This window comes from Nannocystis sp. RBIL2 (genome assembly GCF_026626745.1).
Taxonomy (GTDB): domain Bacteria; phylum Myxococcota_A; class Polyangia; order Nannocystales; family Nannocystaceae; genus Nannocystis.
Window position 1 is genome coordinate 341,783 of the sequence record NZ_JAPNJW010000002.1, and the last position, 14,392, is coordinate 356,174.

General features: G+C 74.3%; 8 protein-coding genes. 2 read left to right on the forward strand and 6 right to left on the reverse strand.

Going from position 1 to position 14,392, the window contains the following annotated elements:
- Positions 1-161 precede the first annotated feature (161 nt).
- From OV090_RS26620 to OV090_RS26630, 3 genes are all read right to left on the reverse strand, one after another.
- Positions 162-2,171, reverse strand: coding sequence for a HEAT repeat domain-containing protein (locus OV090_RS26620; protein ID WP_267707424.1), 2,010 nt, complete (start codon positions 2,169-2,171; stop codon positions 162-164).
- A 238-nt stretch (positions 2,172-2,409) separates the two neighbouring features.
- On the reverse strand, positions 2,410-5,133 hold the full coding sequence (locus OV090_RS26625) for an amidohydrolase family protein (RefSeq protein ID WP_267707425.1): 2,724 nt from the start codon (positions 5,131-5,133) through the stop codon (positions 2,410-2,412).
- A 123-nt stretch (positions 5,134-5,256) separates the two neighbouring features.
- Positions 5,257-5,643, reverse strand: coding sequence for a hypothetical protein (locus OV090_RS26630; RefSeq protein ID WP_267707426.1), 387 nt, complete (start codon positions 5,641-5,643; stop codon positions 5,257-5,259).
- Here OV090_RS26630 and OV090_RS26635 point away from each other — a divergent pair.
- Entirely contained in the window at positions 5,642-7,066 is a 1,425-nt protein-coding gene (locus OV090_RS26635) for a choice-of-anchor L domain-containing protein (protein WP_267707427.1), read from the forward strand. The two genes, OV090_RS26630 and OV090_RS26635, sit on opposite strands and share 2 nt — an antisense overlap.
- Positions 7,067-7,200: 134 nt before the next feature.
- On the opposite strand, the gene OV090_RS26640 is transcribed toward OV090_RS26635, so the two are convergent.
- On the reverse strand, positions 7,201-8,172 hold the full coding sequence (locus OV090_RS26640) for an NAD-dependent epimerase/dehydratase family protein (protein ID WP_267707428.1): 972 nt from the start codon (positions 8,170-8,172) through the stop codon (positions 7,201-7,203).
- A gap of 20 nt (positions 8,173-8,192) precedes the next feature.
- Here OV090_RS26640 and OV090_RS26645 point away from each other — a divergent pair, with 20 nt between their 5' ends.
- Entirely contained in the window at positions 8,193-9,167 is a 975-nt protein-coding gene (locus OV090_RS26645) for a LysR family transcriptional regulator (RefSeq protein ID WP_267707429.1), read from the forward strand.
- 8 nt (positions 9,168-9,175) lie between these two features.
- On the opposite strand, the gene OV090_RS26650 is transcribed toward OV090_RS26645, so the two are convergent.
- On the reverse strand, positions 9,176-10,063 hold the full coding sequence (locus OV090_RS26650; RefSeq protein ID WP_267707430.1) for a hypothetical protein: 888 nt from the start codon (positions 10,061-10,063) through the stop codon (positions 9,176-9,178).
- A 271-nt stretch (positions 10,064-10,334) separates the two neighbouring features.
- Positions 10,335-14,114, reverse strand: a complete 3,780-nt coding sequence (locus OV090_RS26655) for a serine/threonine-protein kinase (RefSeq protein ID WP_267707431.1) — start codon at positions 14,112-14,114, stop codon at positions 10,335-10,337.
- Between the last annotated feature and the right edge of the window lie 278 nt (positions 14,115-14,392).

Genomic DNA, 14,392 nt, shown 5'->3' on the forward strand with positions numbered 1-14,392 from the left:
ATTCGCAACGCGGGGGTGCGGAGGCATCGCGGTGGCCCGATCGCCAGGAGAGGCGGGCTGAACGCCGAATGGCGGCGGAATTGGCGAGGACGGCGAGGGTCGCTTCCTTACTAAAGGAAGATCGCCCCACCGGTGAGCAGCATGCTCAGGCCCGCTCGGCGCTAGTCGAAGACGATGCGCGGGCTGGTCGCCTCGGCGGGTGGACCGGCGAGGTCGCGGATCGTGGCGTCGGCGAGGCCTGGGCCGAAGGCGAGGCGGAGCGGGCCGAGGGTCTCGGCGGGGGCCTGGAACTCGTGGCCGCGCAGGCGCAGGGCCAGCCACGGGCCGGTCTCGCCGGGCGGGGCGAACACGAGGCCCCAGGCGTCGCAGCGCTCAGGGGCGCGGGCGAGCTCGACGGCGCGGAGGACGGCGGGTTCGGGGTCGCGGGCGGCCATCAGCGCGAGCTGGGGCGCGAATTCGGGGTCGGGCCGCTCGCGGCAGGCCAGCGCGAGCGCGGCGCTGGTGCGCACCCGCGCGGAGGCGTCGCGCAGGAGGCCGGCGAGCAGCGGATCGGCGGCGCGCGGCGAGGCCCAGGCGAGGGCGCCGGCCGTGCAGGCGCGCACGCCTGCGTCGGCGGTGGCGGCCTGCTGGGCGGCGACGCGCAGGAAGGTGGCGCCGCCGTGGCGCTGGCGGGCGAGGGCCACGACGGCGAGGCAGCGATCGGCGCTGGCGAGCGACGGATCGGCGGCCCAGAGGCCGAGGCTGGTCGGGAGCGCGGCGTCGACGGCGGTCCAGCCGGGGGCGCTGGCGAGCGCGAGCAGCCAGGGGCGGCGCCACTCCGCGCTGCCGGCGAGCCCCAGGCGCAGGCCGGCGGCGCCGCCGAGCCAATCGGGAGCCCGCGCGCCGAGAGCCGCGCCGGCACGCAGGCGAGCGGCGGGATCGGGCTCGGCGAGGGCGCTCTGCCAGGCGTCCCTTTCGGCGTCGGCCGGCCACGGCGCGGCGAACACTGCGGCGGTGCGCGGCGGGTCGAGGGCGGCGAGCAGGCGCCGGACTTCGCGCTCGAGCGGCGGCTCGAGGCCGCGGGCCAGCGCGGCGGTCAGGGCCGGGCGGGCGGCCTCGCCGAGGCCGAGGAGGGCGTCGAGCGCGGGCTGGCGGAGGGCGTGCGCCTCGGTCTGGCGCAGCGCGTCCTCGCGCAGGCGGGCGACCAGACCCTGGGCCAGCGCGGTGCTCGGGGTGCGTCGGCGCGCGATCGCCTCGGCGACGTGGCGCGGGAGCAGGTTGCGCGGCGGGGCGTCGAGAAGGCGCAGCAGCTCGGCGTCGACGTCGAGGCCGTCGGGGCCGTCGCCGGGTTTGCCCGCAGCGGCGGCGGGGCCGGGCAGGGCCGCGAAGGCGTGCAGGAGGCTGCGGCCGACGTAGGTCTCGTCGCCGACCTGGAGCGCGCGCAGCAGGGCCGGGGCAGCCCGGGGGTCGCGCAGGCGGGCGAGCGCGTCGGCGGTGTCCTGACGGACCTGCGGGTCGGGGTCGACGAGCAGGCGGGTGAGCGGCAGGGCGCCATCGGATCGGCCGCTGCGCGGATCGTCGGGGCCGAGGACGCCGAGGCCGTGGGCAGCGGCGCGCCGGACCTCGGGGGCGGGATCGGAGAGCTTGGCGATCAGGTTGGTGCGGACGATCGCAAGCTGGTCTTTGGGCCAGCTCGCGGCCGCGAAGGTGCGCATCGCCTCGGCGCGGATCAGGGCGTCCGGGTCGCGCAGGGCGGTGAGGAACAGCTGCAGGCGGTCGGGGTCGGGGGCGAGGACGACGACGCGGAGGGCGGCGACGCGGAGCGCGGGGTCGTCGAGCTCGCTCTGCCAGATCTTGCGCGCCGCCGGGGCACAGGCGAGCAGCTGGCGCTCGAGGCAGGCCTGGAGGACCTCGCGGCGGACGGCGCTCGAGCGGTCCTCGAGCGCGGCGACGAGGATCGGTGCGACCAGCGGAGTGGCGAACACGTCGAGGTCGCGCACTGCGGCGACGCGCCGGCTGTCACGGACGAGCCGCAGCTCGCTCTCGGGCGCGCCGACCAGCGGCTCGGCCGCCCGCGAGACCTCGGTCGGCCACAGCGGCCAGCGCCGCGCCGGCTCGGCGGAGGCGTCGGTAGCCAGGAGCGCGGCGACGGTGGCGACGACGAGGACGAGGGAGCGACGGGACGGCCGCACCGAGGCGGTGAAAGAGGCGACGGTCGCGGCGACGACGAGCCGGACGGCGGCGAAGAAGGACCGCCCGGACGGGTGCGGCGGAACGGCGCGCTGCGAGACGGCCGCGGAGGCGCGACGCGAGCGCTGCCCAGCCCGTCGCAGCGACGCGAAACGCCCCGGCCCGAAACGGACCGAGGCGCGGCGAGAAGAGCGGCCTGGAGACACCGGGCGCAAGTTTAGGCGGTCGCGACCGGCGGCGCTACGGCCACGGGTTGCACATGTTGTTGGGCCCGAGGACGATGTCGCTCGTCACGCGCGGCTGCAGCTTGCTGTTGTTGAAGCTGTAGCCGAGCACGCCGGCGATCGACTCGAACTGGGTGCCGACGGGGCAGGCGTTGTTGAGCTGCATGTCCTTGACCGCGTCCGACAGCTGGTCGTCGATGCGGAGGTTGCCGGTGACCGCGAACTCGTCGAAGTCCATCGGCGCGTCGGGGTTGAGGACGGTGATCGTCAGCATGTCGACCGAGACGAGCATCGACTGCAAGGTGACGGCGTCGGCACCGCCGGTGGCGATGTCGGCCGGCTCGACCGGCAGCGGGTCGAACGGCAGGGCGTTGCCGGTCTCGACGATCGAGACCTGCGGGTACGAGATCTCGTCGAGGCCGAAGTACAGCTCGTAGGTGCCGGTGACGTCGACCTTGTCACCGACCTTGACAGCCGGCGAGGTGTTGCCGGTGAACACGAAGATGCCGGTGTAGGGCATCTGCGTGCCGGTCTCGATGTGGAAGCCGCGCGAGGTGCCCGTCAGCGGGCGGATGCCTGTGACGTAAGCGTCGACGATCTTGACGACGGCGCCGTCCTGCGGGTGCTGCGGGTGGTTGGGATCGCGGATGGCCTCGATCGTGATCGGGCACGGCGAGTAGCCCGGGTTGGCGGTCGGGCAGGTGTCGCACTCGTCGCCCTTGCCGTCGTCGTCGCCGTCGGCCTGGTCGCCGTTGGCGACGCGGATGCAGTTGTCGGCGCCGTTGGGCACGCCGTCGTCGTCCATGTCGTCGGCGTCGATGAAGGTGCAGGTGTCGGTGTTGTCGAGCGGGCACGGGTCGCAGGCGTCACCGGCGGCGTCGCCGTCGGCGTTGGGCTGCACGCCCGGCTCGATGAGGAGCGGCGGGTTGAACACGCTCGGGCAGTTGTCGTCGGCGTCGGCGATCGCGTCGCCGTCGAGGTCGTCGGCGACCGCGAGGCCGTCGTACTCGCCCGGACGCGAGGGCACGCAGGTCGGCTCGTCGTCGGGCGTGCCGCAGAAGAACAGCGGGTAGGTGGTCTCGATCGCGGCCTTCATCTGCGCGTACGTGACGCCGCCGGTGTCGCCGCTGACGCAGGCGGTCTTGGCCCGCCCGCACACGTCGATGTCCTCGCAGGTCATGCCGTTGAAGCCGGCCATCACCGCGGTGTCGCCGTAGAGCGGCAGGCCGCCGCGCATGACGAGGACGACGCCCGGGAGCTCGCTGCGGACCACGGCGGCGTGGCGCTCGAGCTCGGCGCCGTCGAACACCCCGATGTCGCCGGCGTAGCCGGGCCGCAGCAGGCCGATCGCGTTCTCGCTGCCGGTCGCCAGGGCGCCGTTCAGCGTCGCCATGGCCCACAGGTCGCGGTCGCTGAAGTGGTTGTCGTAGTAGGTGGTGTTGAGCTCGTCGGCGCAGCGGAGCTCGCGGAGCATGTTCATCGAGCCCGAGGCGACCCAGTCGGTGCCGAGCGCGAGCGGGACGCCGAGGTTGTCGAGGACGGTGACCTGGGCGGTGTTGCCGTAGAGGACGATGTTGGAGCGCGGCGACCAGACGATGCGCGCGCGGTCGGGGTGGATGGTGGCGCTGTCCTCGGCGGTCAGGCCGATGGCGTGGATGATCGCGGTCTGGCCGGCGATGATGTCGCTGGTGCCCTCGCTGAGGCACACGAACTCGTTGCGCGCGTAGTCGTCGATGCCCTCGGCGATGTGCGGCAGGTAGGCGTTCTCGTCGGCGATCTCGGAGGTCAGCGTGATGTCGGGGTAACCGCCGCACATCGACCCGTTCTGGTAGCCGTTGGTGTCGCCGAGCGGGAAGGTGTCGCTGTTGGCGACCGGGATCGGCAGGCCCTCGAGCAGGCCCATGTCGAGGTTGCGGAGCAGGCCCGGGCGGCCGCCCGCGGCCGCGGTCGAGGTGGCGCCGCTCATGATGAAGCGGAACTCGGCCGCGAGCATCTCCTGGGCAGAGGCCCCGCCGGGGACGGTGAGCTTCTGGTGGCCGTTCTTGCCGACGCGCCAGTCGTGGCGGTGCTCGTAGCGGTCGACGCCCTCGCCGATCGGGGCGTTGGCGGCGAAGCTGATGTGGTCGTGGGCGTTGATGAGACCGGGCGAGATGACGCCCTTGGCGCAGCCGAGTTGGGTCGCGTTCTGGGCCTCGGGGAGGTCGAGACAGTCGCAGCCGACGCAGGCGATGACGCCGCCGGAGTCGACCAGCACGGCGCCGTTCTCGTAGACGACGTCAGGGGCGAGGACGGTGCCGCGGATCAAGGTGCCACCTGGCCCTTGGGCCAGGACCTCGCAGGTGCCCTCGGCCGGCGGGACCAGCGGCGGGGCGTCGCACTCGACGACGCCGTCGACCGGGCCGCCGGTGTCGGTCTCGCCGTCGGTGTCGGTGTCGGTGTCGGTGTCCGTCCCGGTCTCGGTGGTGGTCCCGGTCTCGGTGGTGGTGTTGGTCGTCTCGGTGGTCGGCCCCTCGGTGGTGGTCGGGACCGTGGTGACCGTCACATCGCTGGTGGTGTCGGTGGTGGTCGGGGCCGTGGTCGTCGGCACGTCGTCGGTGTCGGTGCCGGGTCCGGCGGTGGTGCCGGTGGTCGAGGTGTCCGTGTCACCCTCGGTCACGGGGGTGCTCGTATCGTCGTTGCAGGCCGGGAGCGAAATCGCGCTCACCAGCAACACCAGGCTGGATCGGGTCCCAAAGTGCATCGAGCGGCACGATACCCGGTTCGTTCCCGCCAACGCAATGACGCCGCCGTCATGAACGAGTGTCCGTTGCAGGAGCAAGTGACAGCGAGGTGTCACGCCCTCACGAGACACCCAGGTCGGCAGTCACGGACGGGTCACGCGTGAGTTGACGGAAGAAGGGCCCACGTGCATGCGCAAGGGCTTTTTGGCATAGCTTGCGCGCTCGCGTCCCGCGAGCCCGGAGGAGCACGCGATGTCTCGTTCTTCACGAATCACCGGGCCGTCCGCGGCCGCGATCACCACGCTGCCGCTGTGGGCACTCCTCGCTTGCGGGGGCGGTCCAGCCGCCACGACCAACGGGTTCGCCTCGGCCACCGAGTCCACCACGAGCAGCGCGTCCACGGCGCCCGGCACCACCTCGTCGTCGACCGGCGACACGTCCACCGGCGAACCGACCACCGGGCCGGAGCCGACGACGGCGGCGACGACGACGACGACGACCGAGGGCGTCGTCACCGAGACGACGACCATGTCCGGAACACCATGTTCTTCGGACCAGGAATGTAAAGACAGCCCGGACGGCCCGGTATGCGACCTCGACGCCGGGGTGTGCACGCGGCCGTGCGAGCCGGGCGAGCAGGAGGCGTGCTACGGCGGCCCTGACGGCACCCAGGACATCGGCGCGTGCGTGTCGGGGGTGCGGACGTGCCTCGACGGCGGCCTCGGGTTCGGCGCCTGCGAGGGCGCGGTGTGGCCGACGCCGGAGGTGTGCGGCAACGCGATCGACGACGACTGCGACGGCGACGCCGACGAGGACGCCGACGAAGACGGCGACGGCTGGGGCGTGTGCAGCGGCGATTGCTGCGACGTCGCCAGCGGCGCGTGCGCCGACCCGGAGCTGGTCAACCCCGGCGCGTACGAGTACGTCGGCAACACGGTCGACGACGACTGCGACGGCAACACCGACGAGGAGGCGCCTAGCTGCGACGCCGCCCTCGCCAGCGACTCGGCCGACCCGCTGGACTACGCGCGCGCGCTCGACCTGTGCCAGATGACGGTCGAGAACCCGCCTGACCCGAAGGACAGGACGTGGGGCGTGATCGGCGGCAAGTTCAGCCTGGCCGATGGGTCAGGTCTGCCGGCCGCCGTGTCGCGCTCGATCCGCCCCGGCTTCGGCGACAAGATCGCGCCGCAGAAGCACAGCCGCCTGATGGTGCTGTCGAGCGGCAACGCCGCCGACGCCAACGACACCAAGCCGCCCTTCGTGAAGTTCGAAGGCGGCGCCAACCTCGGCACGACGAGCCCGCCGCCGCAAGACTGGTGGACGGCGATCGGCGGCAAGCTGCCCAACCCGCCCGGCTGCAACGTGCCGCAGGTGCCGTCGGCCAACGACCCGATCATGCTCAAGCTGCGGATCCGGGTGCCGACCAACGCCAAGTCGTTCTCGACCAAGATGTACTTCTTCTCGGCCGAGTACCCCGAGTACGTGTGCAGCCAGTACAACGACTTCTTCGTCGCGCTGGTCGACTCGGACGCCGAGGGCAACCCCGACGACAAGAACGTGGCGATCTACGACGACGGCAATACGTCGTGGCCGATCGGCGTCAACCTGGTCAAGGTCGCCGAAGGCCTGTTCACCCAGTGCCAGGGCGGCGAGGTCGGCTGCGCGGCGCAGGGCGTGCCGACGTCCGACTACAACGGCTGCAAGAACACGTCGGAGCTGATCGGCACGGGCTTCGACCAGAACGACTTCTCGACCTGCGATCCGGCGCAGACGATGATCGGCGGCGGCACCGGCTGGCTGACGATGACCGGCAACGTCTCGCCGGGCGAGGTCATGGAGATCCGCCTGGCGATCTGGGACACCGGCGGCCACATCTTCGACTCGGTGGTGCTGCTCGACGCGTGGGAGTGGTCGCTCGACCCGGCCGAGCCGGGCGTGACGCCGGGCTGAGGACCACGGCTCGGGAGCCGCTGCGCGCAGCGAGCGTGCAGCGGCGGGGCATGTCCCTTTGGACATGCCTTGAAGGGCATGCTTTTTGAACCATGCCCCATCGGACATCGACGCATCGATCGCGGCAACCCGGCTCACGGGCGGTCGGCGGCCGCGACGGGCCGCGGAGCGAGGCCGTAGCGCTCGCGGGCCCAGGTGGCGACGCGGGCCACGGACGCCTCGACGGGGGGGGCCGACCAGCCGAAGGCGGCGCGGAACTTCGAGTCGTCGAGCTCGAACGGGACCTCCCACTGGTAAATCATCTCGTCCATCTCATGCATCATCGGCGAGACCAGGCCGAGCGTGCGCACGAGCCAGCGCGGGACGACAGTGACGTCGACGGCGCGGTCGAGGGCGCGACCGAGGCGCCGGGCCAGGCTGCGGGTGCTCTCGGCGGGCGGCGTGGGGATGTGCCAGATCTGGCCGAAGCCGCGGTCGCTGGTGCCGAGAGTGACGAGGGCGCGGGCGACGTCCTCGACGTCGGTGTACGCGTGCGGGAGGTCGGGATCGCCGAACACCTGGCCCTTGCGCCCAGCGATGATTCGGCGAAAAAAGTGGTCGCTCCACACTGCGTAGGCCAGATCGGCGCCGAAGAAGTCGCTGGCGCGGGCGATCGCCACCGGGACGTCGCCGCGGCGATCGGCGGCGAGGCGTAGCTCGGCGAGCTGCACGCGCAGCTCGCCCTTCTTGCTGCACGGAGCCAGCGGCGAGTCCTCGCGCATGGGCCCGTTCGGCCGGCCGTACATGTAGAGGCAGTCGAGCGCGACCAGGCGCGCACCGGCGTGCTGCGCACCGTGCAGGGCGCCGCGGGCCATCGGCAGCAGCTCCTGCGGCCAGCGGTGATAGGCCGGGTTCATGCAATCGTAGACGATCGCGGCGCCCTCGGTGGCGCGGCGGGCGAAGTCGAGGTCCCGGATGTCGCCGGCGACGAGCTCGGGGCCGACGCCGACCGCCGTGCGACGGACCTGCCGGACGCGCAGGCCGCGGGCGCGCAGGAGTTCGACGACGCGGCCGCCGATCTGGCCGGCGCCGAGGACGACGTGGAGCGGTGCGGAGGTGGTTTGCATGCTGCTAGGATGATCGTTGCATGAGCGCAAGAAAACCCGCATCGCCGCAATCGTTCTCGGCAAAATTGCAAGGAGGCGAAGAGGGCCGCTGGGACGACGTGCGCGTGTTCCTGGCGGCGCATCGCCTGCGCAACCTCGGGGCGGCGGCGCGACGGCTCGGGGTCGACATCTCGACGGTGAGCCGCCGCCTGACCGCGTTCGAAGCGACGGTCGGGGCGCGGCTGTTCGACCGCGGGCGCCATGGGCTGACGCCGACGCGCGCCGCAGGGGCGGTGCTGGTGGCGGCGGAGGCGATGGAGCTGGCCCACGCACGCCTCGGGCGCGAGGCTTCGGCGGTCGAGGCGGCGCCGGAGGGGGTGGTGCGGCTGTCGGCGCCGCCTGGCTTCGCGGACATGTTCGTGATCCCGGCGCTGGCGGTGCTGCGGCAGCGGTTCCCCGGGATCGTGGTGGAGCTCGAGACGTCGGTGCGGGTGGTCGACCTGACGCGCGGCGAGGCCGATCTGGCGCTGCGATCGGTGCGGCCGACTTCCGCCGAGCTGGTGCTCCGCAAGGTGATGCACGCGCGCTCGGTGGCGCTGACGTCACCGACGCTGGCGCGCTCGCTCGGGGTGCTGCACGACTGGAGCGCGGCGCCGTGGCTGGCCTTCGACCGCGACCTGGCCAGCTTGCCGGCGGCGCAGTGGATCGCGCGCCACGTGGCGCGCCCGAGCGTGGTGCTGCGGACGAGCCACTACGCGAGCCTGCTGGCGGGCGCGGCCGCGGGGATGGGCGTGGTCCTGCTGCCGACCCCGTACGCGCGCGTGCGCGAGTTGGTCGAGGTGCGCCACGACGCGACGCTGGCGGCCAGCGCGGCGCTCTGGCCGGTCGACGATCTGTGGCTGGTCGGGCACAAGTCGCAGCGCGAGTTGCCGCGCGTGGCTGCGGTGTGGCAAGTGCTGACGGAGACGCTCGGGGTGGTCCGCGAGACGGAGCCGCGTCGCGCAGGTAAGAGCTGAGGCGCGCGTCAGCGGCGGCGTTCGAGGCGGTAGCGGGTCGAGCCGCGGACCGCCATGACGATGCCGCCGATCAGCATCGCCAGACCGACCCCGAGGACCACGGAGCCGACCGTGCGCTTCTCGTCGCGACCGATGGCGGTGAGCATGGTGCCGCCCAGCGTGGCGCCGGCGCCGTAGCCCGCCAGGAGCATGCCGCCGATCAACAGGCCGCGCCGGCCGGGCCGGACGCGGGCGACGTACTCGCCCTCGAGGTCCTTGAGGAAGAAGGTCTGCGACGGCAGCATCCGATCGCCGCCGAAGTAGAACGGGTAGCCGGCGCGGCCGTCGATGATCTTGCCGCACGGGGCGCGACAGACGGAGCGAGCCCCGGCGAGCCCGGCGCGGGCTGCCTGCGGGTTGGCGGAGCCGATCGGGGCCACGGCCTCGAGCAGGTGGACGTCGCCGGGGCGCGTGAGCTCGATGTAGATCCGCGGGCGGCTCGGACCCGGAGCCACTTCGTCCTCGGCGACCGCGGCGCTGCTGTCTGCAGGGACATGTCCCTCAGGACTTGTGGTGGCGGCGCCGGCGAAGGTGGTCGAGGCGATGTCGGCCCAGAGGATCGTCCGCGCGCCGCCGGTGAGCTGGATGATGACCTCGCGGTCCTGGTGCAGCTCGAGGATGGTGCCGCGCAGGACGCTGCCGTCGCGCAGGATCACCGTGTCGTAGACGGCCGGCGGCGGGAGCTCCTGCGCAGCCACGGGCGCGGGCGCAGGCTCCACGACGCGCACGGACTCGGCGACGGGGGCGACGGGGGCGACGGGGCCGACGGGGCCGGGCTGCTGCGCGCGGGCGGGCGCGGGGGTGCCGGTGAGCGCGAGCGCGACGATGGTGACGACGGCGGCGCTGCGGCGGGGCATGGGTCGACGTTCTAACACGCCGGGACCGAATGCATCACTGGACGGGTTCGCGCTCGGATTCCAAGCCATCGGAGTGCCGGTACTCGATGCGACGTGTTGTTGTTCCGGCGGCTGGGATTCGGGCTGGGCGGACGCACGAGCTCGGCAGGAGCGGAGCGGGTTTTCGGCCGCACGGTGCGGGTGCTTCGAGCGACGGGTGCTCGCGGCTCCGTCGCCGATCTCGCGTCTTTCCTCGGGTGCTTCGCGCTTCGGGCCCGATGGCTCGGTGAAGTCACTCGACTGATTCGCGCTCGCTCTGGCACGCGGCCGCGTTGGCCTCGGCGAGCGTCGGAGGTTCGCCGAGGAGCTGGCCGCGCTGGCGCGCCGACAGACACACCGGCGAGGCGGCGCGCAGGCGGGCCTTCAAGGTCGCGGGGGCGAAGTCGGCGGTCCACAGCCGCAGCTGGCCGTCGTCGCCGGCCGAGGCGAGGTGCGGGCCGGTGGGCGACCAGGCCAGCGCGCGCACGGGGCCCTGATGGCCGGTCAGCACCACCGGCTCGTCGCGGCCGTCGAGCGGCCACACACGCACGGTCGCGTCGTCGCTGGCGGTCGCCAGCGCGGCCCCGTCGGGGCGCCAGGCCAGCGCGCGCACCGGGCCGCTGTGCTCCTCCAGGACCGTCGGGGCGCCGCCGTCGAGCGCCCAGATCCGGACCCGGCGGTCCCACGAGCCGCTGGCGAGCCGCTGGCCGTCGGGCGCGAACGCCAGCACGGTGACGCTGCCCGAGTGCGGCCCGAGCTCGCGCGAGGCGGCAGACAGATCGCCGGTGCGGTAGAGCCGGGCGGTGCGATCGGCGGCGCCGGTGGCGAGCATCTGGCCGTCGGGCGAGAAGGCGAGGGCGGTGACGCTGCCGCGGTGGCCGGTCAGGGGGCGAGCTGTCCCGTCGGCCAGGTCGATCAGGCGCGCGCCGTCAGGCAGTGCCAGGGCCGCGCGCGCGCGGTCGGCCGACACCGCGGCCGCAGCGGCGCCGGGGTCGAGCGGGCGGGGCGGGAGCGGCCGGCGGGCGTCGTCCCAGCCCTGGAGGGCGCCGGCGCGGGTGACCGTGAGGACATGTCCGTTCGGACCTGCGCCGAGGAACAGGCTCGGGGCGGCCGGGCCGGCGAGGGCGACCGCGAGGGCGACCGGCTCGCGCGCGGGGCCGCTGCGCTCGGGGTCGAGGGAGGTCCGGGCGGTCGCCTGGGCTGGGACGGATGAACCTGTCTGGGAGAGCATGTCCTGCGCGACATGTCCGTCTGGACCTGCTCCGAGAGACTGGTCGTGGTTCTTCCCGTCGGCGCTCCGCCGGCTCGAGTCGGCGTCGTTCCCGGGACCTGGCACGGAGGCCAGGCCCGCAGCGGCCAGGGCGGCGGGGGCGAGGCGGAGGGCGCGGCCGTCGGTGCGGACGGCGTGGAGGCCCGCGGCGGTCCACACCAGGTGATCGACGGGGCCCCCGAGCGGGACGGCGCGGACGAGCGGGTCGCCGCCGCGGACGCGCCACACGCGGGCGGTGCCGTCGCGCGAGGCGGTGACGACGTGGTCGCCGGCGGGGCTGAAGCCGGCGGCGACCACCGCTTCGCCGTGGCCGCGGAGGATCAGCGGCATGTCCCCGGGGACAGGTCCGCCGGCGACCGACCACACGCGGGCGGTGCCGTCCTGCGAGGCGGTGACGAGGCGGTCGCCGCCGGGGCTCCAGGCGACGGCGTAGACCCGGCCGTCGTGGCCGCGCAGGGTCCGCTGGGGGGAGCCGGCGGAGCTCCACAGGCGAGCGCTGCGGTCGAGCGAGGCGGAGGCGAGGCGATCGCCCTCGGGGCTCCAGGCGAGGGCGACGACCTCGTCGGTGTGGCCGCGGAGCAGCGCCGGCGCGCCCGAGCCCAAGGCGTCCCACACGCGCACGAGGCCGTCCTGGGCCCCGGTGGCGAGCTTGCGGCCGTCAGGGCTGAAGGCGGCGCTGCGCACCGCGCCGCTCGGGTGCGGCAGCGAGCGCGGAGGGCCGCCCCGCAGGTCGACGATCCGCGCGGCTCCGTCGGCGCCGGCGGAGGCGACGAGGTGACCTGCCCGATCGAACAGGACCGCATGGACAGGCCCCTCGTGGCGCGCGAGCTCGCGTGGGCGCGGGGGCGCGGCGTCGAGGTCCCAGGCGCGCACACGGCCGTCGCCGCCGCCGGTGACGAGGGTGCGGCCGTCGGGCGCGAGGGCGAAGGCCCGCAGGTCGTCGCCGCCGCCGGCGGGCAGGCGCACCGGCGGGTCGCGCCACACTGCGGCCCCGTTCTCGGCGCCGCTGACCAGCTCGCCGGCGGGCGCGAAGGCGACGGCGCGGACCGGGCCCTGGTGCTCGTGGATCTTCAGGACATGGTCGTCGGGCCAGGACCAAAGGGTCACCTGACGATCCTCGCCGGCGGCGGCGACCCGGGCGCCGTCGGGGCTGAAGGCGGCGGTGAGGAGGGCGGCACCGCGGCCGCGCAGGACTGCGGCGCTGACCGGCTGCTGCAGGGCCCACACGGCCGCGGGCACCCAGCCGGACGCGGCGGCCGGATCTTCGACCTCGCGCAGGAGCGCCAGCACGGTGGTCGGATCGCCGCGCGCGCCGGCGAGGGCCTGGGCCAGGCGGTTGGCGTCGCGAGCCCGCGTGGCCTCGTGGACGGCGCGGCCGGTCTGGCGCTCGGCCTCCTTGCGCTGGGCCTCGGCCTCGCGTCGGCGCCGTTCGGCCTCCGACAGCGCGTGCTCGGCGAGCGCGGCGTGGGCCTCGGCGTTGAGGCGCTGGGCCTCGGCGGCCGCGAGCGCGTCCTTGAGCGCGGCCTGGGCCCGCTGTGCCTCTGCGAGCTGGGCCTTGGCGTCGATGAAGGCCCGGTCGCGCTCCTGCTCGGCGGCGGCCCGCTCGTCCTCGGCGGTCCGCCGCTGGCGCTCGGCGGCGGCCTCGGCCCGCTGGGCCTGCGCGGCGGCGTCGGCCCGCTCGCGCGCGACGGCGATGAGGCCGACGACCACGCCGACGACCGCGAGGCCGACCAGCGCGGCGCCGCGACGGATCCGCCACGCGCGCTCCGGGTCGCGCTCGAGCTCGTCGAGCAGATCGTCGATGCTGGGCCAGCGGGCGGCGGGGTCGACGGCGAGGCCGCGGAGGATCGCGCGCCGCAGCCAGGCGGGCACCTTGCTGTCCTCGGGGACAGGTGAGACTGCGCCTGCGAGCACGCGGCGGACCAGCTCGAACAGGTCGCGGCCGGCGAACGGTGGGGCGCCGTAGAGGGCCTCATAGAGGGCGACGCAGAACGAGAACTGGTCGCTGCGGGCGTCGACCGGCCGGCCGAGGTGCTGCTCCGGGGACATGTAGGCCGGCGTGCCGAGGATCGCGCCGGTCTGGGTCAGGGTGGTCGACAGCTCGACGGGCGCGCCGGCCTGGACGAGGCTGGCCGCGAGGACAGGTGCCGGCGCGGGCCCGTCTTGCGGCTCGTCACCCGCGTGGCGCACGAGGCCGAAGTCGCCGACGCGCACGCGACCGTCGTCGCCGACCAACACGTTAGCCGGCTTGAAGTCGCGGTGGACCAGGCCGGCGTGGTGGGCGGCGGCGAGGCCCCGACCGGCGGCCACGAACACCTCGCGGATCTCCCGGATGTCCCGCGGGACAGCTTGCAACCACTCGCGCAGGTTGGGCCCGCGCACGAACTCCATGGCGACGTAGACCTGCTGCTCCCAGGCGCCGACCTCGTGGACCGCGACGACGTTGGGGTGCGACAGGCGGGCCATCGCCTGGGCCTCGCGCAGCAGCCGCGCCTGGTTGTCGCTCGATTCGCCCGAACGCAGCAGCTTGACCGCGATCCGGCGGTCGAGGCGCTCGTCGTAGGCGGCGTAGACCACGCTCATGCCGCCGGCGCCGATCTGCCGCAGGACGGTGAAGCGGCCGATCTTGGCCGGCGCGGCCTCGCCGGGGAACAGGCGGGCCTTGATCGCCTCCATCGCCAGCCGCTCGGGGGCGAGCGCGTCGCCGCGCCGCGCCTCGCTCGCCAGGCGGCTCAGGTGGCGCGCGTCGTCCGGCGACGGCACGACCGAGGACTCCGGCGGCGTGGCCGTGTCGGCCTGCTCGAAGCTCGCTGACTGCCGACCCGCACGGGCCGTGGACTCTGCGCCTGCCACTGCGAGGACCAGGATCCCGGAAACTGCCCCGAGCTTCAACGCGCCCGCGCGTCCGGCAGGCCTTGTCCGGAGAGAGGGGTGGTCTACCATCCGAACGACGTGCCTGCCGCGATCCCCGCCGCCGTCGTCCGGGCGCCCCCGCGCGCCCCCGCGGGCTCCGCCCGGGCCTGGGCGACCGAGGAGCCCCT

Excerpts from the sequence above, each read along its gene's own strand:
- OV090_RS26625 (WP_267707425.1), bottom strand. The coding sequence starts at position 5,133 with ATGCACTTTGGGACCCGATCCAGCCTGGTGTTGCTGGTGAGCGCGATT.
- OV090_RS26635 (WP_267707427.1), top strand. The coding sequence starts at position 5,642 with ATGTCCGGAACACCATGTTCTTCGGACCAGGAATGTAAAGACAGCCCG.
- OV090_RS26645 (WP_267707429.1), top strand. The coding sequence starts at position 8,193 with ATGAGCGCAAGAAAACCCGCATCGCCGCAATCGTTCTCGGCAAAATTG.
- OV090_RS26640 (WP_267707428.1), bottom strand. The coding sequence starts at position 8,172 with ATGCAAACCACCTCCGCACCGCTCCACGTCGTCCTCGGCGCCGGCCAG.
- OV090_RS26650 (WP_267707430.1), bottom strand. The coding sequence starts at position 10,063 with ATGCCCCGCCGCAGCGCCGCCGTCGTCACCATCGTCGCGCTCGCGCTC.
- OV090_RS26630 (WP_267707426.1), bottom strand. The coding sequence starts at position 5,643 with ATGGTCGTCGTCTCGGTGACGACGCCCTCGGTCGTCGTCGTCGTCGTC.